Source organism: Aquimarina sp. AD10, from assembly GCF_003443715.1.
GTDB lineage: Bacteria > Bacteroidota > Bacteroidia > Flavobacteriales > Flavobacteriaceae > Aquimarina > Aquimarina aggregata.
The window spans coordinates 4088694-4112434 of sequence record NZ_CP031965.1; the positions used below are offsets into that span (position 1 = coordinate 4088694).

Genomic DNA, 23741 nt, shown 5'->3' on the forward strand with positions numbered 1-23741 from the left:
ATTCTTTTTATGAAGCATATCATACCAAAACTTAATAGATAACACTTCTGGATAGTCAAAAACCAAAATAGGACTAAAGAATTTGCCTTAAATATGTCCTAATTCTTTGAAATTCAAAATTCTCGGATATTTCAAGTTACTACTCTAGTTAGGTTTGTATCATTAACTTTTAAAAATTAAAAAATGAAAGCAATAAAAAGTTTGATGAAAATCATGATGATTGTAATGGTATCAAGTTTAATCTTTTCATGTTCTGATGGAGAAGATGGTGCGATCGGACCACAAGGAGAACAGGGAGCTCCTGGTGCTGATGGACAAGATGGAGCAGACGGCGCTCCAGGAACTGCAAATGTTATGTATTCTAGTTGGATTCCTGTAGACTATTTGGTCGATGGGGCTCAAACAACTAATCTTATGGGGTTAGAAGTATTTAATGCTTCAGAGCTTAATCCTGAGACCGATGTGGTTTTGGTATACGGGCAAAGGACTACTGCTAGCCCAAATGAAGGGATATATCAATTACCATATCTCTTTTCTTCTCAAAACGAGTATTATACATATGGGTTGTTTGATACAACAGGGGGAACCGGATTACAAATAAGAGTAAACACAACCGATGGAGGTACTAATTTATTTACTTTTTTTCAGAATTATAGGTATGTAATTATTCCAGGAGGTATAGCAAAAACATCTGTAGACTATGCAACTATGAGTTATGAAGAAATTATAGCATTATTCAAAATCCCAGAGTAGAAGTATTCCACTCATTTTTAAAGCCCTTCAGGTCCATTGTTTTTTTTGGATTGAAGGGTTTTTTTGATAACCCTATTCAACTAATCATCTTATGCAATACATTTATACATGAGATAGATAATAATAATATCTTATCTTCATTATTTTAAGATTAAATAGAGAATTATGACACTTACCATGAGCATTCCTGCTTTATTATTTCCCGCAATATCATTAACGATGTTGGCATATAATGCAAGATATTTAGCTATTGCGTCCTTAATTAGGCAATTGTACAATGAATATTTAGATATGCCTTCAGAAAATACTGTGCTACAAATTAAGAACTTAAGAAAGCGATTATGGCTTATCAGGAATATGCAAGCAATTGCTATTGTAAGTTTTTTAACAAGTGTAATCACGATGTTTTTATTATATATCGACTATATAAATTGGGCTAATGTGGTTTTTGGAGTGAGTTTATTTTCACTCATGCTTTCGCTTTTTTTGTCATTTATCGAAGTGCAAATTTCTACTAAAGCGTTGGCTATAAGGCTAGACAGAATCGAAGAAAATAGATAAGAAATTCTTATCTTGTTGATTGTAATTTGTCAAATAAGTTTTTAGTGCTAAAGAATGAACTTTTTAATAATGTAATACAAGACTTCAATACTGGATATTGGGAGTTACATTTAGATCCAAATAAGGAAATTTGGTCAGAAAAGTTTTACGAAAACACAGGATATACGGTTAATGATGTTGAGTCTACTATAGATTATTTTTTAGATCATCTGCTTCACAAAGAGGATGTAGATGTATTTAGAGATAACTTCCTCAATTATAGGCGTAATAGCATTAATTTTAAGCAACATATTAAAATTCTGACTAAAGAAGGCAACTATAAATTATTTAGATGCGCTACCAATGATGAGTTGCCGGTAGATATTAAAGCAGATATCAACCTTATATTTTTCTTTGAGATAAAGTTAGAACCAGAACAAAATATTTCTAAAGATAACTTCTATTACAAAGAAACTGCCCAGATGACAGAAACAGGTAGTTGGTATGTAGATTTCGAAAAAAGAAAAAGTTATTGGGATTTTGAGACAAAACGAATTTTAGAGTATGCAGATGATTATATTCCGTCGTTAAAAGATTCTGCAAGCTACTATGCAGAGGACTCACAACAACAGGCTGCCGATTGTTTCTTTAATTGTGCAATGGCAGGAACACCTTTTAATACAGAGATTAAAATGGTGACTGCTAATAAGCGAATATTTTGGGTTCGAGCTATAGGAAAACCGGTGTATAATGAAGCAAAAGAAATAATCGGGATTAGAGGGGTTTTTCAAGATATAGATGAGATTAAAAGAAAAGAATTACGATTAGAGAAATCAATTGATATTATTGCCTCCCAAAATTCTAGACTATTTAATTTTGCACATATTGTATCTCATAATCTTAGATCACATACTAGTAACTTATCTCTATTAGTTCAATTAATTGAAGATATTGATGATCCTCTAGAAAAAATTAACCTGATAAAAGAGATTAAACAAATTTCCTTTAGCCTAAATACTACGATTGAACATCTAAATGAGATTGTAGCAATTCATACTAATAAAGATCAAGAAAAGAAACCGGTTAAGTTTCAGGATTCTTTAAACTTAGTGACTAATGGTATAGGGCAGATGATCGCTATAAGCAAGACAAAAATAAAATCTCATTTTAAAGATTTAAATGAGATCGATTATATCCCTGCTTATTTAGAAAGTATTTTATTAAACTTAATTACTAATGCAATAAAATATAAACATTCGGATAGAGACCCTATTATAGATATCAAAAGCTATATCAAGAATGGAAATAAGTATTTAAAAGTTACAGATAATGGAAGAGGTATAGACATGAAATTATTCAAAGACAAGATTTTTGGGATGTACAAAACCTTTCATTACAATAAGGATGCAGTTGGTATAGGCTTGTTTTTAACCAAAAATCAAGTTGAATCATTAAATGGAAAAATAACTGTAGAAAGCGAGGTAGACACAGGAACTACCTTTATTATTGAATTTTAGAAAACCAATCACGATATTTTCTTTTAACTATGAGTGAAAAAATAGGATTAGCTTGTATTATCGACGACGATAGCATGTATGTAAATCTTGTAAAAAGGATTGTAGAAGCAAAAAATCTTTGTGAAAACCTAATGGTGTTTAAAAATGGGAAAGATGCTCTTAACTATTTTGAGGTGCTTTTGAATAATTTGGACAAGAAAATGATTCCAGAAATAATCTTTCTAGATTTAAATATGCCGATAATGGATGGATGGGAGTTTTTAGATAATTTTACTAAGATTAAAAATAAGCTAGAAAAAACAATTACACTTTACATTGTTAGCTCTTCAATTAATCCTGTTGATATAGAAAAAGCTAAAAGTATTAATACGGTTAAAGACTATCTTATAAAACCGGTTACTATTGAAGATTTAGAAGCTATCTTTTTGAAACAAACATTATAAAAAAACAGGGTTTCTTTTCAAAAAGAAACCCTGTTTTTAGTTTTTTAAAGTATGTATATTAAATCTGGGATACCCTTAGTGTGTTAACCATTCCTTTTGCTGTAATTGGCATTGCAGCAAGGTTGATCAACATGTCTCCTTGCTCAACAAAACCACGGTCTTTTGCAATTTTGTTGATATCTTCGACTGTTTCATCAGTACTAACAAATTTGTCATAAAACAAAGCCTTAACACCCCATAAAAGACTAAGTTGTGATAGTATTCTTTGATTACTAGTAAATACTAAGATATGTGCATCAGGTCTCCATGCAGATATTTGAAACGCAGTATAGCCACTATTCGTTAGCGTGCAAATTGCTTTTGCCTCAATATCATTAGCCATATGCGCAGCGTGGTAACAAATAGATTTGGTAATAAATCTGTTTGTTCTAATATGTGGTGGACTTTGTGGGACAGAGATTAATTCAGAGCCTTCTACACTACTTATAATCTTGGTCATAGTTTCTATAACTTGAACCGGATACTTTCCTACAGAAGTTTCTCCAGAAAGCATTACAGCATCTGCACCATCCATTACCGAGTTTGCAACGTCATTTACTTCTGCTCGAGTTGGAGTAAGACTGTCAATCATAGTCTCCATCATTTGAGTAGCAATAATAACAGGTATCCTTGCAGTCTTCGCTTTAAGAACTAGTTTTTTCTGAATTAAAGGAACTTCTTCTGCTGGGATTTCTACTCCAAGATCCCCTCTAGCTACCATTAAACCATCACAGTATGCAACAATTTTATCAATATTATCTACCCCTTCTGGTTTTTCGATTTTGGCAATAATAGGAATTTTGTGATCACTATTTTTCTTGATTAAATCTTGAAGCTCCATTAAATCTTGAGCATGACGCACAAAAGATAGTGCAATCCAATCCACACCTTGCTCACAAGCAAAAACAGCGTCTTTTACATCTTTTTCTGTAAGAGCGGGTAAAGAAATTTTAGTATTCGGAAGATTAACACCTTTCTTAGATTTTAGAGGACCTCCTTGTATTACTTTAGCTTTAACAGTATCTTTTTTGTTAGAAGAAACGACTTCAAAAATTAGTTTTCCGTCGTCTAACAATATACGTTCACCAGCTTTTACATCTTTAGGAAAATCTTGATAATTCATATATACTTGTGATGAACTACCTTCAAATGGTTTACCGGTAACAAAATTGATATAATCTCCATCATGAACAATGATATCACCTTTCATAACGCCGACTCTTAATTTAGGACCTTGTAAGTCTCCAAGTATTGCAGCATTAAAACCGTATTGCTTATTAAGTTCACGTATCATTTTAATACGCTCTTTTACGCCATCATAATCAGCATGAGAGAAATTTATTCTAAAAACATTTACTCCAGCCTCCAGCATTTTTTTTAAGATCTCTTTGGTGCTCGTTGCGGGGCCTAGCGTAGCAACGATTTTGGTTTTTTTACTTTTTGGCATTATTCAAATATTAAATTGTTCTTTGATTTAAGTGTTGGGTATTCCACTGTATATGCAGTCATAACCTGCGAAATGGTAAGTATGTCGGTTAATAATGCTGAACTAGAAAATGTAGAAGTTTCGGTATCTATTTTTAAGAAATAATCTACATTCTTTAATTCAGGAATTAAATATTTTATAACATAAGTATTAGTTGGTATATCAAATAATCCTTTAGCTATAGGTTCTTCTTGTTGTACTTGCGCGCTAAACTTATTTCCTATAAGAGTATATGAACTATATTGAAAATGATCATCATACTGATATAAAGGAAAACTTGCTAAAAGATCATCATACTTAAAATTGATATCTTCCTTTTTTCTGAAAAGTTTTAAATTCAAATATTTGTTCAATAAAAAAGCCAACCTATATGGAGCTAATGAACAATGAATAGCAATTAATTCATAAGTATCATCTTCAAGGGTGTCTAAAACTAGTTTTTGGATAGCCACTTTGAAATAATTTTGTTTCAGAATTAACGCGAAATATACAAATAAAATACCCCAACCAGTTTAATTGTATATAAAGATATTTAACGAAAACGATTGAGTTAGTATCTTTTATTTAAGAACTTATTTACTTTTTTGTTAATAAAGTGCTTTTTTGATTTTTACAGGTGTTAAGGTTGTTTGTACAATAGTAAATTTGTTGTTCAAGATATTATAAAATTTGCAATTCTATAAAGGGATATAAATGATCTATATAAATAAGGTGTATTTTTAAAACTACAGAATAAATAACTATATAAGTTTAGAGTTTAGATGTTTATCTTAGTTTGGAATGCGAAATATCCTCTTTTTGAGGCTTTTTCTTCGGCTTTTTTCTTTGAAGTAGCCCGCGCCTTTGCTACCACCTTATCATCTATCCATAGTTTTACAGCAAAATGTTTCATCTCATCTTTTCCTGTATCCTCATAGATCTCATAATTAAATGGCTTTTTTTCTTTTTGACACCATTCTATTAATAGGCTTTTGTAACTAATAACCTGACCTTCTAAGCTTTCAATATCAACGTAGGGGTTAATTACAGCTTCTTGAATAAATCGTTCGCAATACATGAAACCTCTGTCTAAATATATAGCTCCTATTAAGGCTTCAAAAAGGTTTCCATGGATATTTACTCCAAATTGAGACTTTGGAATATTGGTCCTAACTAGATCGATTAATTTAAGGTCTTTGCCTAGTTCGTTGAGGTGTTTTCTACTTACGACCTTAGCTCTCATCTTGGTTAGATAGCCTTCATTACCTTCTGGAACCTCTTTAAATAAATGTGAAGCGATAACACTACTTAACATTGCATCTCCTAGAAACTCTAATCGTTCATAATTTACAGCATTTCCTTTACTGTCTTTTAGATTTAATGATCGATGCGTAAATGCTTTTTCGTAAGGTCTAATGTTTTTAGGCTTGAAACCCAGTATTTTTTGAATTTTTGAAAAAAAATTCCCGTTCTTTTCAGAGCGGGAATTTAATATGTTGCGAATAACATTCATAATTATTCGTTCAATTTTTTAAATAACACACAAGCGTTATGACCACCAAAACCAAACGTATTACTCATTGAGAAAGTAATGTCACGTTTTTGTGCTTTGTTTAATGTTAAATTCAATTTAGAATCTATATTTTCATCCACAGTAGTGTGATTGATAGTAGGAGGCACTATACCTTTTTGCATTGCTAATATCGAAGCGATAGCCTCAATAGCTCCTGCAGCACCAAGTAAGTGTCCAGTCATAGATTTAGTTGAATTTATATTGATGTTCGGTGTATGATCTCCAAAAACTTTAGTAATTGCTTTTAATTCTGCAACATCTCCTAATGGTGTGGAGGTACCGTGTGTATTAATAGCTTCTACTTCTTCTGGTGCTACACCTGCATCTCGTAAACAATTAAGCATTACGCGTTCTACACCTATTCCGTCAGGATGTGGAGCTGTCATATGATAAGCATCACTAGACATACCACCTCCAACAACTTCGGCATAGATTTTAGCGCCACGTGCTTTTGCATGTTCATACTCTTCAAGAATAAGAGCTCCACCACCTTCGCCTAATACAAATCCATCTCTGGTAGCATCAAATGGCCTTGAAGCAGTTTCTGGGCTTTCATTTCTTGTTGATAGCGCATGCATTGCATTAAATCCTCCCATACCAGCAGCGGTAACTGCCGCTTCGCTTCCTCCTGTAATGATGATATCACAATGTCCTAAACGAATATAGTTTAAGGCATCTATCATTGCATTAGCCGAAGAGGCGCATGCAGAAACTGTGGTATAGTTTGGTCCCATAAAACCATTTCTAATAGAGATGTGTCCCGGAGCGATATCTGCTATCATCTTTGGAATAAAGAAGGGGTTAAAACGAGGGGTTCCATCACCTTCTGCGTAATTAACTACTTCTTGTTGAAATGTTTCTATTCCTCCGATACCGGCACCCCAAATTACGCCAACTCTAAATTTGTCGACCTTCTCAAGGTCTATGGCAGCATCTTTTATAGCTTCTTCAGAAGATACAATAGCATACTGCGCAAATTTATCTAGTTTGCGTGCTTCTTTTCTATCAAAATAATCCGTGGGATTGTAATTCTTGACTTCGCAAGCAAATTTAGTCTTGAATTTTTCGGCATCAAAATGAGTGATGGGAGCGCAACCGCTCTTTCCGTTTACCAACCCATCCCAATACTCATTAATATTGTTACCAATGGGTGTTAACGCACCCAGTCCTGTGACTACAACTCGCTTAAGGCTCATACTCTGTTGTGAAGTTTGTTACTTTGCGTCTTCAATATAAGATATTGCTTGACCAACTGTTGCAATATTTTCAGCTTGATCATCTGGAATCTGAATATCGAATTCCTTTTCGAATTCCATAATCAATTCTACGGTGTCTAGAGAATCTGCTCCTAGATCGTTTGTGAAGCTTGCTTCATTTACAACCTCGTTTTCGTCTACACCTAATTTGTCAACGATTATCGCTTTTACTCTTGATGCAATGTCTGACATAATTTTTTAATTTTAATTTTTAATTTAGGAGGCAAAAATAAAAAACTTTATTTTAAAACCCCATAATCCCGCAAAAATGTATTTGTGTTTTTATCAAATATAGGGAAGTATTAGCTTTTTGCTGCCTAAAATTGAATAATAATTATTTTTTTTGTGCGCTCTAATTAACAACAATACCATACTATGAAACGTATTATAATCTTTGCTTCTGGCTCTGGAACCAATGCCGAAAATATAATTAAATATTTTCATGAACGTAAAATTGCAGAGGTGACACATGTGTTTTCTAACAACCTGCGTGCCAAAGTGTTAAAACGAGCACATGACCTTGATGTACAGGCGTTACATTTTGACAAAGAGTCATTTTATGACACAAATGAGGTTTTTAATATCCTAAAAGATGTCAACCCTGACATGATAGTACTTGCAGGATTCTTATGGATTTTTCCGAAAAAAATTATTGAAGCATTCCCAAATAAGGTTATAAATATTCATCCGGCATTATTACCAAAATACGGAGGAAAAGGCATGTATGGGCACCATGTTCATGAAGCTGTTATCAGAAATAAAGAAAAAGAAAGTGGTATTACGATTCATTATGTAAACGAGAATTATGATGAAGGAGCAGTTATTTTTCAGGCTAAAACAGCAATTAAGTCAGATTTTTGTGCCGAAGATGTAGCCAAAGCTATTCATGATTTAGAATATAAACATTTTCCTGTCGTTATAGAAGAACTTCTGTTTGGAAACGAAAAAAGTGATAAAAACACTAAATAAATTATCACAGTAAGAAATGGCAAAAAAGGAAAAATTTTATGTGGTTTGGGAAGGACACAAACCAGGGATTTATACAAAGTGGAATGATTGTAAAGCTGCTGTAAAAGGATATGCAAGTGCTAAGTATAAATCTTTTGACTCCTTTGCAATGGCAAAAAAAGCTTTTAATGGAAGTTATGATGACTATAAAGGGAAGAGTAAGCCTAAAAAAACACTTACTGCTGCGCAATTATCAAAAATTGGTGAGCCTAATCTATATTCTATTGCGGTAGATGCGGCTTCTAGTGGTAATCCAGGTAAAATGGAATATCGTGGTGTAGATACGCAAACCGAGAAACAATTGTTTCATCAAGGTCCTTTTCCTCAAGGAACGAATAATATTGGTGAATTTTTAGCCTTGGTACACGGATTGGCGTATTTGAAAAAGAAAAATAGTGACCGTATTATTTATTCGGATTCTAAAATTGCTATTGGATGGGTAAAACAAAAGACGTGTCGAACAAAATTATCACGTAATACTAAGAATGCAGCAATGTTTGAACTTGTGGATAGAGCAATTGTATGGTTAAAAGAAAACACCTATACTACAAAAATTGTGAAATGGGAAACCAAAGCCTGGGGAGAAATTCCAGCAGATTTTGGAAGGAAATAAGGCTTTGAGAACCTAATTTATTTATTCAATTAATTGATCTTTATCTCTTAGTCGAGATTCATATAATTCAATAATTTTATCTGTTTTTTCTTTATTTTCTTGATAAAGGTTTTCTATATGTTTTATTGATCCCGTAAATCTTAATTATTTTTATCTTAGAAGCTTTTGTACCTGAAAGTTTGTTCTTAGGAATCTCCAAAATTCCCGATAGTTTTTAATAAAAAACTTAGAAAACCTACCCTATTTTAAATTTCTATAAAAAAATCCACCAGTTCCGAAAAATGAAACTGGCTACTCATAATATTGTAATTCAAAACAAGAAGATTCTGAGTAGATTTCTTGTTGGCACTAAAATTTGTTGCGCAACAAATAGGCGGAAACCGAAAAGCCTTAATAGAGTAGGTGTCATGTATTAATATTAAATTTTCAATTATGAAAAAATTAAAAGATTTAAATTTGAATGTTATTGAAGACAAAAATTCATTAACAGTTAAAGGAGGGCACAGTTGTGATGGAACTATAACAACCAGACCTTATGCTGATCATGAAGTTTTTTATGAACTTGGAGATTGGAATGATGAGGGTTGCTGCTAAGTAGTCTAAAAATAATGACCAAAGAAATTAGAATTATCTCTTTGGTCATTTTCTAACGGAATGATTTAAAAAATTAGAAATATGATATTATATAGATTACTGTTGTTTCTATTTATTTCATGTATGTTATCATGCAAGGAGCAAGAGATTAAGAAAAATCAAATAAGTATTAATAATCAAATATTATCTCTTACTACACAAAAAACAAAAGAACAGTTTCTTGAGGGTTTATTTGATTCAGACCAAGCTGCTAGAAATAGCGGAGTTGAATTAGAAATCCTTAAAAGAAATAATTATGATCAAAAATCTGAAGAATATCAAGATTATATTAGAAAAATGATAGAAACAGATTCTATTAATTTTTTAAAATCAAAAAAATATTTAGAAGTATATGGGCATCCTAACACCAAAGATTTTAGCTCAAAAGCAAGCTATGCAGTAAAAACTATTTGTTTGCACCAAACATATAAAAAGCAGTTAGAATTATTCCCATATATGTATGAGGGCTACACAAAAGGTTATTTAACAAACGAATCGTTTTCTTTTCTATTAAATAGATTACATATTAATAAGTACGGTACAAGTTATCCACAAGCCATAAATGATGAAGAAAACATTAAGCAATTACTTGAAAAATTAAAACTTAACTAAAAAATAATCCAAGTATTATGATACTTATCTGTAAAAGTCATGACGAGAATAATGAAAGCCATGAAGATGTAATTGATTGGCTGTCCTATCATAACGCTAAATTTGATTTTCTTTCTGGGCATGACTATTATGAGAATGGTAATGACTGGAGTATAGAACTATCGAATTCAAAGAACGAATCTAGCTTCTTTTCTCAAGAATATCAAAGTATTTGGTTTAGAGGATTTATGAGATATCGTTCTCATTTTAAAGAGGCTATTAATAGTTTGGATAGCACTAATGATAATATTGCCGAGCTTAGATGGCGATTGGGGCAAGAGACGGCAAAAACAAATTCCCAGATATTTAAAAGTTTTGAGGATTCGTATCAATTGCCAAATCCAAAATCGACCAAAGTTGATAAGTTTAGTATACTGAGGCTTGCAGAAAAAATAGGGCTTCAAATACCTATTTCTATGATATCAAATTCTCGAAAAAAGCTTTTGGAGTTTTATAAAAAGCACGGAGATGTTATTACAAAACCATTGTATGAAACGGTCTATTTTAGAGATGAGTCATCTGCTATATTTTTCAAAACAGATAAAATAACAGAAGAATCTATTAAATCATTACCCGAAAAGTTTTTCCCATCTTTTTTTCAGAGATATGTAGAAAAAGATATAGAATTAAGATCTTTTTATTTAGAAGGGAAATTTTATACTATGGCAATATTTTCACAATTGGATCCACAAACTAAAACTGATTTTAGAAACTATAATACTGAAAAGCCTAATAGAAATGTACCTTATTTACTACCTAAGGAAATAGAAACTAAATTAAGAAATTTGATGAAAGAATTGAATCTTAATACAGGTTCTATTGATTTAATAAAGACACCAGACAAAAGATATGTTTTCTTAGAGGTGAACCCTACAGGTCAATTTGGTTTTGTATCTAAGCCGTGCAACTATTATTTAGAAGACGAAATAGCAAAAACATTAATACAACATGACCAATAAAAAAGAAGTATTTTTCAAAGATTTTTTAGATAAACTCCCCTTTTTCTTTAGAAATCATCAAATACAAGACTTACAGATTTCTGACAATAAAGAAATTAATTTTTCTGATCAAATGCCAATTTATCATTCAGAGTTTGTAGAATGTAAATTGTCACAAAAACCAATTTCTAAAATACTAACATTCGATGAACAAAAAAACTTTTAGATTATTTGCGAATTGTAAGCTTGTTAAAGGTGCATCATTAGCAACAATTTGTGATCTTCATCGAGGTAAAGTGTATTCTGTACCATTATCTTTAGCAGAATTTCTTGAAAAAACGAAAAACGAAGATACTCTAGAAGGTATTGACTTTTTTTCTTCAGAAGACCAAGAAACTGTTCTTGAGTACATTGATTTTTTACAAGAAAATGAATTAGGGTTTTGGACAGATGAACCAGAAAGATTTCCAGAATTAAATATGCAGTGGAAATCTCCTGAACATATTAATAATTCGATTATAGAAATGGATCAATTAGATCAAAGAGATCTAAAAAAAATAACTACTGCACTTACTAGTCTACTTTGCAAATTTGTTGAGCTGCGATTTTATAAAACAATAAATTTAGATAAGCTTGATTTTTTTGCCAAAAACTGTTCTGATTCGGTTATCAGAAGTATCACCGTCTTTATACCATATACTTCTAGTTTTAATATTAAAGATATAGAAAGTCTTTCTGTCAAATATCCTAGAATAGTTCTTTTTGTTCTACATTCAGTAAAAGAAAAAGATATTTCAAGTAAGTCTGAAAATCCTAAAATCAAATTTATTTCCAAAAGCATAAATAATCAAAGTCATTGTGGCATTATTGACCCTAAATTATTTTCGATTAAAATTCCTGTATTCACAGAGTCCTTGAAATTTAACTCTTGTTTGAATAAAAAACTAGGAATAGATAATGAGGGTAATATTAAAAATTGTCCTTCAATGTCTCAAAGTTATGGAAATATTAAAACCGACGATATTGAGGAAGTGGTTCAATCAAAGCAATTTCAAAAGCCTTGGGGGATTCATAAAGATTTAATAGATACCTGTAAAGATTGTGAGTATAGGAGAGTATGTACTGATTGTCGGGCATATGTAGAATATCCTGAAAATAAATTTTCTAAACCTTTGAAATGTGGATATGATCCACATACAAATCAATGGCAAGATTGGAGTAAAAACCCTTTAAAACAAGAAGCAATAAAATATTATAGTTTCCATGAATTTGTGAAAAGTTAGAGGTAATGATAAAATAGAAAACCAAAGCCTGGGGAGAAATTCCAGCAGATTTTGGAAGGAAATAAACTTATTTTAAATATAATTTAGACCATATTATATAGAAAAAATACCCTAGAATAACTCTAAGGTATTTTTTTTAATCTTGCTTTATTGTTTAAGTAAGCTACTTACTTTATATTATCCACCACAAGGCCCAAGATTATTCCATCCGCTAGCAGTTCTTTGGTATAAGTCTCCATTATAGGTTACTTTATCACCAGTAGTATATGATCTAGCGCTGCTATATGCAGTTACTCCGTCACAAGGATCGTTACTAGGACATGGTCCAAGATTATTCCATCCGTTAGCAGTTCTTTGGTATAAGTCTCCGTTATAGGTTACTTTATCACCGGTAGTATATGATCTACCGCTATTATACGGTGCTACACCAGCACAAACATCACCAGTATCTGGAAATGGATATATAGTTCCTATAAATTCTTTATCAATTTCTGAAAGATTAGTATTTGAACCTACTGCGACTCTATCTAGAGTGTGCTCTGCAGGAATAGGATAATGCATAATTGATAATGGGTCGTAAGCACTATAATTAGAAATGTTAGCTTCATAACGTCTAAAAAGGTTGTTATCAACCTGTGCTTTGGACCAATTATTTGGTGGTCCAGCATAATATGAATAAACCGCATCTTTATCCCAGTTTATTCCTGCTACTGGATTTTGATGCTCATGGATTAATCCAAGTGCATGACCAAATTCGTGAATAGTTGTTCTTCTGAATTCTGAATCAGTAGTATTATCATTAAACCATCCAAAGTGCATACTGTGATCGTGACTGTTTGAATCAGTTCCTAAATATGACCAAGATCCTGTTACATCGCTATATTGGCCCTCTTTGAATGCAATTTTAATATTAGCATTACTTGTAGAAGAAACCCATTCAAACTTAAGGTTTGCATGTTTCTCCCATTCTACGGCATATTGTTTTACTTTGGATTGAACAAAATTGTTTCCGTTTAAAAACTTTACTCGAATAGTTTGACCTGTTTCCCATTGTTTTGCTTTAACACTGGTAGCCTTTGCTTCATTTGGTGCATCCCATTTGGCAATACATACATGAGCACTTTTAGCTTGTTCACTTACTTGATTCCCCTCAAAAACGTCTTCTGTATCCTTCTCACAATTGGTTAACGAAAACGAAACTAACAGTGCTAGAGCAAATCTAGCTAGTTTACTTTTTCTCATATTTATTTGGGTTATTTGTTAAAATTTTATTAAAATTAACAAAACTTTAATAAAAATACAAATAAAATACTGAAAAAGCATTCTTTTGATAAGTTAAAACCGTACTTTTTTAAAGTTAACAAAATGGCTTATATTTCTTTTTTTACTTCAAAAATGTTTTCAATAACACATTTGTAATGCTCTGTAGTTTTTTTCTACTAAATGACTGAGATATAGATCTAAATATGATGATTTAAAAGCCAGAAATCATGAAAAATATATACTACCTATTGTTTTTACTACTTCCATTTATTGCAAATAGTCAAACCGAATGGAAAATAGCGAAGTCCAATAAAGGTATTCAAATACAAGTTAGAAAAACGGGAAATAGTCCTTATAAAGAATATAAAGCGATAACCTCGATCAATACATCATTAGATCAAGTGCTGAGGGAGTTATTAGAAGCCCCTGAGTATATGGAAAATTGTAAGGAAGGGATTAGCCATCTGGTAAAAATAAATAAACAGGGGGATTATATATTTTATGCAAAAAATGAATTTTCGTGGCCTGTAAAAGATCGAGATGTTGTTTCCAGAATACGTATAGAAAGAATTTCTAAAACAGTAATCAAATTAAATATAGATGCTGTTCCAGAAGAAGTCCCTAGATTAAAAAACACACTTCGTATACAGGAAATGTCTGGGTTTTGGTTGCTAGAAGAAAAAAATGGAACAGTAGCAGTTACTCAGCAACTTTATATAAATCCAGAAGGATCATTACCTCCATTTATCACAAATTCATTATTGGTTACGGGGCCTTTTAAAACATTTTTAGAACTTAGAAACAAACTAGAAAAAGCAAATTCTTAATATTGATTTTATAAGACTTTACTTTTCATTAATATGCTTGAAAAGTAAAACGTATATTTGCAAAAAATTATTACGCTATTTTATGAGTAAATTACTTATTGTAGGCTCTGTTGCCTTTGATGCCATTGAAACTCCATTTGGAAAAACAGATAAAATTTTGGGTGGAGCAGCGCCTTATATAGCGCTTTCTGCATCCAGTTTTAATATTCCATCTGCAGTTGTATCTGTAGTTGGAGATGATTTTCCAAAAGATTATCTAGAGATGTTAAAGAAAAAAGATATTGATACTTCTGCTATAGAAATTGTGCAAGGAGGGAAAACATTTTTCTGGAGCGGTAAATATCATAATGATCTAAATTCTAGAGATACCTTAGATACACAACTTAATGTTCTTGCAGATTTTAGTCCTGTAGTTCCTGATAATTATAAAGACGCAGAAATTGTAGTTTTAGGAAATCTAAATCCACTAGTTCAGTTAAGTGTCTTAGAGCAAATGGTATCTAAACCAAAACTTGCTATATTGGATACGATGAACTTCTGGATGGAAGACGCTTTTTTAGCAGACCTTAAAAGAGTTATTGCAAAAGTAGATGTTATTACCATTAATGATGAAGAAGCAAGACAATTAAGTGGTGAGTACTCTTTGGTGAAAGCGGCAAGAGTAATTTCAAAAATGGGTCCAAAATATGTGGTGATTAAAAAAGGAGAACATGGAGCCTTACTTTTTCATGAAGAAGAAATTTTCTTTGCACCCGCATTACCATTAGAAGAGGTTTTTGATCCAACTGGTGCAGGCGACACTTTTGCAGGTGGCTTTGCAGGGTATTTAGCCAAAACAGGTAATGTTTCCTTTGAAAGTATGAAAAACGCAATTATTCATGCTTCGAACTTAGCCTCTTTTTGTGTAGAGAAGTTCGGAACAGAGCGAATGGAAAATTTAAGTCGAGAAGAAATTCAAAAAAGGCTTAAGCAGTTTAAGCAATTAACACAATTTGAAATAGAATTGTCATAAATGAAAATATAGCCCTGAAATGATTTTGGGGCTTTTTTAATTATACTATAACACAAACTTAGAATACTGGAATACAATGAGTGATGCGTTAAAACACGAATGCGGTATAGCATTTATTCGATTATTAAAGCCATTGTCTTATTACAAAGAAAAATATGGCAGTGCATTTTATGGAGTTAATAAAATGTACTTAATGATGGAAAAACAACATAACCGAGGACAAGATGGAGCAGGTTTTGCAAGTATTAAATTAGATACTTCACCAGGAGAACGATATATAAGTAGAGTTCGTTCTAGTAAATCTCAGCCCATACAGGATATTTTTTCGCAAATAAATGATAGAATTAATAAGGAATTAGTTGATCATCCTGAGTACGCAGATGATGTTGATCTTCAGAAAAAAAATATACCTTATATAGGAGAGGTGTTATTAGGGCATGTACGTTACGGTACCTTCGGAAAAAATAGTGTTGAGAGTGTTCATCCTTTTTTAAGACAGAATAACTGGATGCATCGTAATCTTATTGTTGCAGGTAATTTTAATATGACAAATAACGACGTGTTATTTGACAACCTCGTGCGACTTGGGCAACACCCTAAGGATAAAGTTGACACGGTTACTGTAATGGAGAAGATTGGGCATTTTCTGGATTCAGAGGTTGCTAAATTGTATAAGAAATTAAAGAAAGAAGGTTTTAACAAAATTGACGCATCTCCGCAGATTGTTGAACGATTAAACGTAGCTAAAATACTTAAGAAATCATCAAGAGATTGGGATGGTGGATATGCTATGGCAGGAATGTTAGGACATGGAGATGCTTTTGTGCTTAGAGATCCAGCAGGAATACGACCAGCGTATTATTATAAAGATGATGAGGTAGTAGTAGTAGCATCAGAACGGCCAGTTATCCAGACAGTTTTTAATGTTGATTTTGATGATGTTAAAGAACTTGATCCTGGAAAAGCGATTATTGTAAAGAAAGATGGTAATACCTCTATAAAAGGGATTATAGAACCTTTAGAAAGAAAAGCTTGTTCTTTTGAAAGAATTTATTTTTCAAGAGGTAGTGATGCAGAAATTTATGAAGAAAGAAAAAAATTAGGTAGATTATTAATGCCTCAAGTTCTTAAAGAAATTGTTCATGATACAGTAAATACAGTTTTTTCTTTTATTCCGAATACTGCCGAAACTTCTTTTTATGGTATGGTAGAGGCGGCACAAGATGAATTAAATAAACAGAAGAATGAAACTATTCTTTCTGAAAAAGAAACACTTACAGATGAGCGTCTTTCAGAAATTTTATCGTATCGACTGAGAACAGAGAAAATTGCTATAAAAGATGCTAAACTGCGAACATTTATTACAGAAGATAGTAGTAGAGATGATTTAGTAGCTCACGTATATGATGTTACTTATGGAGTTGTAAAACAAGAAGATAATTTGGTAATTATTGATGATAGTATTGTGAGAGGTACAACACTAAAGAAAAGTATTATCAAAATGATGGATAGATTGAATCCTAAAAAGATTGTTATTGTCTCTTCTGCTCCTCAAATTCGTTATCCAGATTGTTATGGAATTGATATGGCAAGATTAGAAGGGTTAGTTGCTTTTAAAGCAGCACTAGAACTTTTAAAAGAAGATGGTAATTATGACTTGGTTGAGCAAGTTTATGAAAAATGTAAAGCTCAAGAAAACCTAGAAGATTCTGAAGTGCAAAATTTCGTAAAAGAAATTTATAGTGGATATTCAGATCAAGAAATAAGTGATAAAATAGCTGAATTATTAAGCGACAATTCTGTAAATGCAGATGTAAAGATTATTTATCAAACAGTCGAGAACCTGCATAGCGCCTGCCCTAAGAACCTTGGAGATTGGTATTTTACAGGAGATTACCCAACAATTGGAGGAAACAGAGTCGTAAATAAAGCATTTATTAACTTCTTTGAAGGTAAAAACGAAAGAGCGTACTAAAAAAGCATAAAAAGTTTGTTGTTAAAAAGGGTTAATTTGTGTAGTTCAACAATTATTTTGACCTTTCATCTAAAACATTTTTTCACAATGAAATAACGCTTTATATTAGCAGAGCCATAGCATAAGTAGGTTAAGTTCATGGTAGATTTGGGGCAAAAAAAGGTGGACTTTCCACCTTTTTTTATTTTATGACAATTCGTAATTATACATATAAAAAAAGAGTCACAATATTGTGACTCTTTTTTCTTTTAACAAAGAAAGAATAGTAAAAACCTATTTTCCTTGTGCATATCTACTTGAAACTTCATTCCAATCAATAACATTAAAAAATGCAGATACGTAATCAGGACGACGATTCTGATAATTTAAGTAATAAGCATGCTCCCAAACATCTAGAGCAAGGATAGGAGTACCTCCGCATCCAATACCTGGCATTAAAGGATTATCCTGGTTAGGCGTAGAACAAATTTCTACTTTACCCCCAGGATGAACACATAACCAAGCCCAACCTGAACCAAAGCGCGTACCCGCAGCACTAGCAAATGCGCCTTTAAAAGCATCAAAAGATTCATATGCTGCATTTATAGCATCTGCAAGCTCTCCAGAAGGCTTACCTCCACCATTAGGAGACATTACTTCCCAGAATAAGTTGTGATTATAATATCCGCCACCATTATTTCTAACAGCAGTATTATTCATGTCTAAATTAATAAGTATGTTTTCAATAGTTTTGCCTTCAAGATCAGTTCCTTCGGTAGCTGCATTTAATTTACTAGTATATCCTGCATGATGTTTGTCATGATGGATTTCCATAGTACGAGCATCTATATGAGGTTCTAACGCATCAAAAGCGTAGTTTAATTTTGGTAATTCGAATGACATAAAATTTATTATTTTGATTAATAAAAATACAAATGACCTCAAATTTAACAATTAGAGTGGTGAATAAAAATTTATAATTGTTATAAATTGATTAAATCAGAATATTGCTAAAAAAAATCGTATTACTTATAGATTTGTAAATATCTCAGGGTTTCAGAATACCTGATTTTGTATTTTAGTAAAAAAAATTGAATCCTAATATTCCTTTTACCATATATAACGCTGCTGCCGGAGCAGGAAAAACATATACCTTAGTTAAGGCATACTTGATTACTGTTCTTAAAGGTGAATTTAGAGATAGTTATAAGAATATTTTAGCTATTACATTTACAAATAAAGCGGTTGCCGAGATGAAAACTAGGGTTTTAGAAAATCTCGTAGCTATTAGCAGTACCGATACACCTATTAAATATCAAGGGTTATTAGATGAATTAGTTTTAGAGACAAAAATACCTAAAGAGAAACTTAAGTTAAAAGCCAAACGAACCCTAAAGAGTATTCTACATAATTATGCAGCCTTTGATATTGTTACTATAGATACGTTTACGCATCGAGTATTAAGAACATTTGCGTACGATTTAGGGATTCCTATGAATTTTGAAATTGAAATGGATTCAGACGCTTTGATCGAAGAAGCTGTAGCTGGCGTAGTTTCAAAAATAGGAGTGGACAAAGAGTTAACCAAACTTATTATCGATTTTGCATTAAGTAAATTAGATGAAGATAAAAGTTGGGATATTACCTTAGAGCTAAATAAGGTAGCCCGGTTATTATTTAGTGAAAATGATAGAGAACATTTAAATAAACTTTCTAAAAAGAAGATTGCAGATTTTGAAGCTTTTAAGAAATTGTTAATCCATAACAGTAAAGAACTAAGCAAAGCTGTAGTATCAGAGTCTAAGAGTTTGTTGGTCACAATTAATGAAAACGGACTAGCTACAGAAGATTTTACAAGAGGCTCTATCCCAAAACACTTTCAAAAATTAGCAGCAGGAGAGACCGCTGTAGATTTTAAACCAGTTTGGAAACAAGATATTACGAATGCTACTTTTTATGGAGCAAAACTAGAAGAAGATAAAAAAAGCCTAATTGATAAAATTCGCCCAGAAATCGAAGAAACTTTTTTAACTACTAAACAACAATTAGTACAAATACAACTTCTTAAAAACATCATAAAAAACCTCACTCCTCTTTCTGTATTAAATACAATAAACCAGGAATTAATCAAGATAAAAAAAGAAAGAAGAATTCTACTCATTTCAGAATTTAATACAATTATCAGTAATACTATTAAAGATCAACCGGCTCCCTTTATTTATGAACGTTTAGGAGAACGCTACCGAGATTATTTTATCGATGAATTCCAAGATACTTCAGAATTGCAATGGAATAACTTAATACCATTAATAGATAATGCAGTTTCGACAGAAACACTATCTGGAAAAAGAGGTCAGGTTACAATTGTAGGTGATGCAAAACAGGCTATTTATAGATGGAGAGGAGGGAAAGCAGAACAATTTATCGACCTTTCTTTTGATAAAAACCCGTTTTCAGTACAAGAAAAACAAGTTCTTAATCTACCTAGAAATTATCGAAGTCATGAAGAAATTATAAAGTTTAATAATAACTTTTTTACTTTTCTGTCTGGTGAATTTAGTGATGAAAATCACCGACAATTATATCTTCAGGGAAATCAACAAAAGGTCAACTCAAAAAAAGATGGTTATGTAAATATATCTTTTATCGATGCCGCCAATGCTGAAGAAGAAAACGAGATATATCCAGAAAAAGTACTCGAATCGATAATCGAACTAATAGAAAAAGGTTATCGGGCAAATGATATATGTATTATAGTTCGAAAACAAAAAGAAGGTGCTGTATTAGCTGATTTTCTTTCAGAAAAAGGATTGTCTATTATTTCGTCAGAAACATTGCTAATTAATAATGACCCTCAGGTAGGTTTTATTATAGACTTACTCTCCTGGTTCACATACCCAGAAGATTTCTTGGCAAAGGCTAATGTTTTGCACTTTCTTATTGACCGATTAAACATACAGGACAAACATTCATTTTTACAAAAAATGATGATTGCAAAAAAAGACTTGTTTTTACTTGAGTTAAAGCAATTAGGAATAAACTTCGATTTTGATCAGTTAGCACTAAGGCCTCTTTATGATGCAGTAGAGTATATTGTTAGTAGTTTTAATTTGGCTAATGTTAGTCCTGCTTATATACAGTTTTTTTTAGATGTAGTATTTGCATTTACCCAAAAACAAACTGATGGGATAATAGGTTTTCTTTCTTATTGGGATGATAAAAAAGAAAAATTAAGTATTGTGGCTCCCGAAACCGAAGAAGCCATTAAAATTATGACGATACACAAGGCTAAAGGACTTGAGTTTCCTTGTGTGATTTATCCGTATGCCAATATAGATGTATATAGAGAAATAGAACCTAAAACGTGGTTGAATGTAGATAAGGACGTATACTCAGGTTTTGAAGAAGTATTTATTGATTATAATAAGAATATATCAGAGTATGGTAGTTTTGCTCAAAAAATAATTCAGGAACGCCAAGCACAATTAGAGTTAGATACTTTTAATTTGTTGTATGTTGTTCTTACTAGAGCTAGAGAGCAGTTGTATATAATTTCAAAATATGAGTTAAGTAAAAAAGGAGATAGTAACCCAAATAAATTTTCTGGAAAACTAATCAAATACTTACAAGAAAAAGGAGATTGGATCAAGGATGAAAAAAAATATGAATTTGGTAACCCCCTAAAACCAGAAGAAACAGAAGTTGAAACAGAACATAAAGCAAAAGCAATAAAATTATCGCGTTTTGATGATGTATCTAAAGTTTATAAAGTGAATATTGTTACAAATTCGGGAAAACTCTGGGATACTGCTCAAAAAGATGCTATAGAAAAAGGAAACCTGATACATGAGTTAATGGCATCTATTTATACATATGATGATATAAACAGAAGTATTGAAGATAAGTTCGTTAGGGGAGAAATCACCTTTTTTGAGAAAGATGTACTCAAAGATGAGATAAAAAATGTGGTAAAACACCCGAAACTTTTTAAATACTTTTCTTCAGAAAATAAAGTGTATAACGAAAGGGATATTATTTATAATGGCAGGTTATTTCGACCCGATAGAATTACGATTGACAAAGAAGGACTAACAAGTATAATAGACTATAAGACTGGTATTTACAGTGATTCTCATGCCGATCAAATAAATGAATATGGAAATATTCTACAAGAAATGGGACATGTAATAGAGAATAAAATTCTTATTTATTTCGATGAAAGTGTCACTTTAAAATACATATAAATAAACGATTATTTTCATAATTACTAAAAGAAATTTAAGGATAAAAGGTATTTTTATCTTATAATTGTATCGTAATTGCGAAGAAAATTATGATAATTTTTCTTCAGATCAGTTAAAGTTGACATCATTTTTGGGGATAATAAGCTAATACAAAAAATATTAGTACTTCTCAAAGTGGTTATATTTACTGGCCTATTAAGAAAGATTTATTAGATTTGTCTTTGACAGTTATGTTTAACATATTACATTTGCTCTAATTAACACTTAAAAATTAAATTATTGAATATGAAACATCTTAGCAGATTTTTAGCGGCTTCGTTACTAGTACTAGGCTTTAGTACTGCGAACGCACAAGATGAAAACAATCCTTGGGCGGTTTCTATAGGCGTTAATGCCGTTGACATCTTTCCTACGGGGGGAGACCTTATTAATCAGGGAGAAATTTTCGACGAATTTTTTAATGCTAGTGACCACTGGAATATCCTTCCTTCTGTTTCCACATTATCTGTTGGTAAGTATATAGGAGATGGTTTTACTTTTACAGTAACTGGGTCAGTTAACAAAATCGAAAACGCAGGAGAACTTCCTGACGGAACTGATGTTCCAGCAGACGATTTATCATACTACGCTGCAGATGGTAGAATTAGCTATAGTTTTAAAAATGCATTAAAATCAGGTTGGTTTGACCCTTACTTAGGTGTAGGTGGTGGATACACTTGGGTAGACGAAAATGGTGCAGGAACATTAAACGGTTCTTTAGGTTTTAACCTTTGGTTAACTGAAAACTTAGCGTTCAATGTGCAAACTACTTACAAGCACGTATTCGAAGATTACGATATTCCTGGTGCAGGAGGTAACTTAAACTACCCTCCAACACATTTCCAACATTCTGCTGGTCTTACTTTCGCTTTCGGAGGTAAAGATACAGATGGTGATGGTGTATATGACAAAGATGATGAGTGTCCAGACGTTCCTGGTTTAGAGGAATTCAATGGATGTCCTGATACAGACGGTGATGGAATCACTGACGCTAAAGATGACTGTCCTGATACTGCAGGTACTGCAGAATTTAATGGATGTCCTGATACAGACGGTGACGGTGTACCAGATCCTAAAGATGAGTGTCCTACTGTTGCTGGTTTAGCAGATCTTAACGGATGTCCTGATGCTGATGGTGACGGAATCACTGACGCTAAAGATGAGTGTCCTAACGAAGCTGGTCCAGTTGCTAACAACGGATGTCCTTACCAAGATAAAGATGGTGACGGAGTACTAGATAAAGATGATAACTGTCCTGATGTTGCTGGTACTGTTGCTAACAATGGTTGCCCAGAAGTAACTGAAGAAGTTCAGAAAAAACTTAATGAGTACGCAGCTGAAGTATTATTTGACTCTGGTAAATCTTCTATCAAAGAACAGTCAAATGCTAGACTTGCTGAGATCATTGCTATCTTAAAAGAGTACCCTACAGCTAAATTTACTATCGAAGGTCATACAGACAGTCAAGGTAGAGCTACAAACAATCAGAGATTATCTGATTCTAGAGCTAACGCTGTAAAAACATACCTTACAGAAAATGGTATCGATCAGTTTAGATTATCAGCTATAGGATATGGAGAAGATAAGCCTATCGCTAGTAATAAAACTAGAGCTGGTAGAGCTAAAAACAGACGTGTAGAGATCAACTTAGTGAAATAAGAAATCTCTTAACAATAAATCATGAAAACGT

23 protein-coding genes are annotated in these 23741 nt (G+C 32.2%); 16 read left to right on the forward strand and 7 right to left on the reverse strand.

Annotated elements, in window-relative coordinates; genetic code table 11:
* Positions 1–183 precede the first annotated feature (183 nt).
* From D1816_RS16845 to D1816_RS16860, 4 genes are all read left to right on the forward strand, one after another.
* Positions 184–753: a collagen-like protein gene (locus tag D1816_RS16845; protein WP_066315282.1), complete on the forward strand. Its 570-nt coding sequence runs from the start codon at positions 184–186 to the stop codon at positions 751–753.
* Positions 754–918: 165 nt separating this feature from the next.
* Complete coding sequence (locus D1816_RS16850; protein ID WP_066315284.1) at positions 919–1314, forward strand: DUF2721 domain-containing protein; 396 nt, start codon at positions 919–921, stop codon at positions 1312–1314.
* 44 nt (positions 1315–1358) lie between these two features.
* Positions 1359–2810, forward strand: coding sequence for a PAS domain-containing sensor histidine kinase (locus D1816_RS16855; protein WP_118504347.1), 1452 nt, complete (start codon positions 1359–1361; stop codon positions 2808–2810).
* A gap of 29 nt (positions 2811–2839) precedes the next feature.
* A complete protein-coding gene (locus D1816_RS16860; protein WP_066315285.1) occupies positions 2840–3253 on the forward strand; it encodes a response regulator in 414 nt (137 codons plus the stop codon).
* A gap of 58 nt (positions 3254–3311) precedes the next feature.
* Here D1816_RS16860 and pyk read toward each other — a convergent pair whose 3' ends face one another.
* From pyk to D1816_RS16885, 5 genes are all read right to left on the reverse strand, one after another.
* Positions 3312–4739: a pyruvate kinase gene (gene pyk, locus D1816_RS16865; RefSeq protein ID WP_118504349.1), complete on the reverse strand. Its 1428-nt coding sequence runs from the start codon at positions 4737–4739 to the stop codon at positions 3312–3314.
* Complete coding sequence (locus D1816_RS16870) at positions 4739–5230, reverse strand: IPExxxVDY family protein (protein ID WP_158597695.1); 492 nt, start codon at positions 5228–5230, stop codon at positions 4739–4741. The genes pyk and D1816_RS16870 overlap by 1 nt, the downstream gene beginning before the upstream one ends.
* Before the next feature lie 305 nt (positions 5231–5535).
* Entirely contained in the window at positions 5536–6270 is a 735-nt protein-coding gene (gene rnc, locus D1816_RS16875) for a ribonuclease III (protein ID WP_118504353.1), read from the reverse strand.
* A 2-nt stretch (positions 6271–6272) separates the two neighbouring features.
* Positions 6273–7526 carry a beta-ketoacyl-ACP synthase II gene (gene fabF / locus D1816_RS16880; protein WP_066315293.1) on the reverse strand — a complete coding sequence of 418 codons (1254 nt, stop codon included), beginning with the start codon at positions 7524–7526 and terminating at the stop codon, positions 6273–6275.
* A gap of 18 nt (positions 7527–7544) precedes the next feature.
* A complete protein-coding gene (locus D1816_RS16885; RefSeq protein WP_024768509.1) occupies positions 7545–7778 on the reverse strand; it encodes an acyl carrier protein in 234 nt (77 codons plus the stop codon).
* Between the two features lie 183 nt (positions 7779–7961).
* On the opposite strand from D1816_RS16885, the gene D1816_RS16890 reads away from it, so the two are divergent.
* From D1816_RS16890 to gwsS, 7 genes are all read left to right on the forward strand, one after another.
* A complete protein-coding gene (locus D1816_RS16890) occupies positions 7962–8555 on the forward strand; it encodes a phosphoribosylglycinamide formyltransferase (protein WP_118504355.1) in 594 nt (197 codons plus the stop codon).
* Positions 8556–8571: 16 nt separating this feature from the next.
* A complete protein-coding gene (locus D1816_RS16895; RefSeq protein WP_118504357.1) occupies positions 8572–9207 on the forward strand; it encodes a viroplasmin family protein in 636 nt (211 codons plus the stop codon).
* Positions 9208–9663: 456 nt separating this feature from the next.
* On the forward strand, positions 9664–9801 hold the full coding sequence (locus D1816_RS25800; RefSeq protein WP_157766132.1) for a hypothetical protein: 138 nt from the start codon (positions 9664–9666) through the stop codon (positions 9799–9801).
* An 81-nt stretch (positions 9802–9882) separates the two neighbouring features.
* Positions 9883–10452 (forward strand): hypothetical protein, encoded by a 570-nt coding sequence (locus D1816_RS16900; RefSeq protein WP_147405013.1) that lies wholly within the window; start codon positions 9883–9885, stop codon positions 10450–10452.
* 17 nt (positions 10453–10469) lie between these two features.
* Entirely contained in the window at positions 10470–11450 is a 981-nt protein-coding gene (gwsG, locus tag D1816_RS16905) for a grasp-with-spasm system ATP-grasp peptide maturase (RefSeq protein WP_118504361.1), read from the forward strand.
* Positions 11440–11655, forward strand: a complete 216-nt coding sequence (locus D1816_RS16910) for a hypothetical protein (protein WP_066315300.1) — start codon at positions 11440–11442, stop codon at positions 11653–11655. The genes gwsG and D1816_RS16910 overlap by 11 nt, the downstream gene beginning before the upstream one ends.
* Complete coding sequence (gene gwsS, locus D1816_RS16915; protein WP_118504363.1) at positions 11636–12712, forward strand: grasp-with-spasm system SPASM domain peptide maturase; 1077 nt, start codon at positions 11636–11638, stop codon at positions 12710–12712. The genes D1816_RS16910 and gwsS overlap by 20 nt, the downstream gene beginning before the upstream one ends.
* 177 nt (positions 12713–12889) lie before the next feature.
* Here gwsS and D1816_RS16920 read toward each other — a convergent pair whose 3' ends face one another.
* Positions 12890–13954: a carbohydrate-binding protein gene (locus tag D1816_RS16920; RefSeq protein ID WP_118504365.1), complete on the reverse strand. Its 1065-nt coding sequence runs from the start codon at positions 13952–13954 to the stop codon at positions 12890–12892.
* 248 nt (positions 13955–14202) lie between these two features.
* On the opposite strand from D1816_RS16920, the gene D1816_RS16925 reads away from it, so the two are divergent.
* The 3 genes from D1816_RS16925 (at position 14203) to D1816_RS16935 (ending at position 17789) form a co-directional block, all read left to right on the forward strand.
* Positions 14203–14802: an START domain-containing protein gene (locus tag D1816_RS16925; protein ID WP_118504367.1), complete on the forward strand. Its 600-nt coding sequence runs from the start codon at positions 14203–14205 to the stop codon at positions 14800–14802.
* Positions 14803–14884: 82 nt separating this feature from the next.
* A complete protein-coding gene (locus D1816_RS16930; RefSeq protein WP_118504369.1) occupies positions 14885–15814 on the forward strand; it encodes a PfkB family carbohydrate kinase in 930 nt (309 codons plus the stop codon).
* Positions 15815–15890: 76 nt separating this feature from the next.
* Positions 15891–17789 carry an amidophosphoribosyltransferase gene (locus tag D1816_RS16935; RefSeq protein WP_118504371.1) on the forward strand — a complete coding sequence of 633 codons (1899 nt, stop codon included), beginning with the start codon at positions 15891–15893 and terminating at the stop codon, positions 17787–17789.
* Positions 17790–18062: 273 nt separating this feature from the next.
* On the opposite strand, the gene D1816_RS16940 is transcribed toward D1816_RS16935, so the two are convergent.
* Positions 18063–18671: a superoxide dismutase gene (locus tag D1816_RS16940; protein ID WP_066315306.1), complete on the reverse strand. Its 609-nt coding sequence runs from the start codon at positions 18669–18671 to the stop codon at positions 18063–18065.
* 188 nt (positions 18672–18859) lie between these two features.
* Between D1816_RS16940 and D1816_RS16945 the strand changes: the two genes are divergently transcribed.
* Positions 18860–22012: an exodeoxyribonuclease V subunit beta gene (locus D1816_RS16945; protein WP_118504374.1), complete on the forward strand. Its 3153-nt coding sequence runs from the start codon at positions 18860–18862 to the stop codon at positions 22010–22012.
* A 285-nt stretch (positions 22013–22297) separates the two neighbouring features.
* A complete protein-coding gene (locus D1816_RS16950; protein ID WP_066315310.1) occupies positions 22298–23710 on the forward strand; it encodes an OmpA family protein in 1413 nt (470 codons plus the stop codon).
* Positions 23711–23741 lie beyond the last annotated feature (31 nt).

Coding starts and splice junctions, on each gene's coding strand:
- D1816_RS16920 (WP_118504365.1), bottom strand. CDS start 13,954: ATGAGAAAAAGTAAACTAGCTAGATTTGCTCTAGCACTGTTAGTTTCG.
- D1816_RS16910 (WP_066315300.1), top strand. CDS start 11,440: ATGACCAATAAAAAAGAAGTATTTTTCAAAGATTTTTTAGATAAACTC.
- D1816_RS16860 (WP_066315285.1), top strand. CDS start 2,840: ATGAGTGAAAAAATAGGATTAGCTTGTATTATCGACGACGATAGCATG.
- D1816_RS16850 (WP_066315284.1), top strand. CDS start 919: ATGACACTTACCATGAGCATTCCTGCTTTATTATTTCCCGCAATATCA.
- D1816_RS16885 (WP_024768509.1), bottom strand. CDS start 7,778: ATGTCAGACATTGCATCAAGAGTAAAAGCGATAATCGTTGACAAATTA.
- D1816_RS16900 (WP_147405013.1), top strand. CDS start 9,883: ATGATATTATATAGATTACTGTTGTTTCTATTTATTTCATGTATGTTA.
- D1816_RS16890 (WP_118504355.1), top strand. CDS start 7,962: ATGAAACGTATTATAATCTTTGCTTCTGGCTCTGGAACCAATGCCGAA.
- D1816_RS16925 (WP_118504367.1), top strand. CDS start 14,203: ATGAAAAATATATACTACCTATTGTTTTTACTACTTCCATTTATTGCA.
- rnc (WP_118504353.1), bottom strand. CDS start 6,270: ATGAATGTTATTCGCAACATATTAAATTCCCGCTCTGAAAAGAACGGG.
- D1816_RS16950 (WP_066315310.1), top strand. CDS start 22,298: ATGAAACATCTTAGCAGATTTTTAGCGGCTTCGTTACTAGTACTAGGC.
- D1816_RS16935 (WP_118504371.1), top strand. CDS start 15,891: ATGAGTGATGCGTTAAAACACGAATGCGGTATAGCATTTATTCGATTA.
- gwsG (WP_118504361.1), top strand. CDS start 10,470: ATGATACTTATCTGTAAAAGTCATGACGAGAATAATGAAAGCCATGAA.
- pyk (WP_118504349.1), bottom strand. CDS start 4,739: ATGCCAAAAAGTAAAAAAACCAAAATCGTTGCTACGCTAGGCCCCGCA.
- D1816_RS16895 (WP_118504357.1), top strand. CDS start 8,572: ATGGCAAAAAAGGAAAAATTTTATGTGGTTTGGGAAGGACACAAACCA.
- D1816_RS16940 (WP_066315306.1), bottom strand. CDS start 18,671: ATGTCATTCGAATTACCAAAATTAAACTACGCTTTTGATGCGTTAGAA.
- D1816_RS16845 (WP_066315282.1), top strand. CDS start 184: ATGAAAGCAATAAAAAGTTTGATGAAAATCATGATGATTGTAATGGTA.
- gwsS (WP_118504363.1), top strand. CDS start 11,636: ATGAACAAAAAAACTTTTAGATTATTTGCGAATTGTAAGCTTGTTAAA.
- fabF (WP_066315293.1), bottom strand. CDS start 7,526: ATGAGCCTTAAGCGAGTTGTAGTCACAGGACTGGGTGCGTTAACACCC.
- D1816_RS16930 (WP_118504369.1), top strand. CDS start 14,885: ATGAGTAAATTACTTATTGTAGGCTCTGTTGCCTTTGATGCCATTGAA.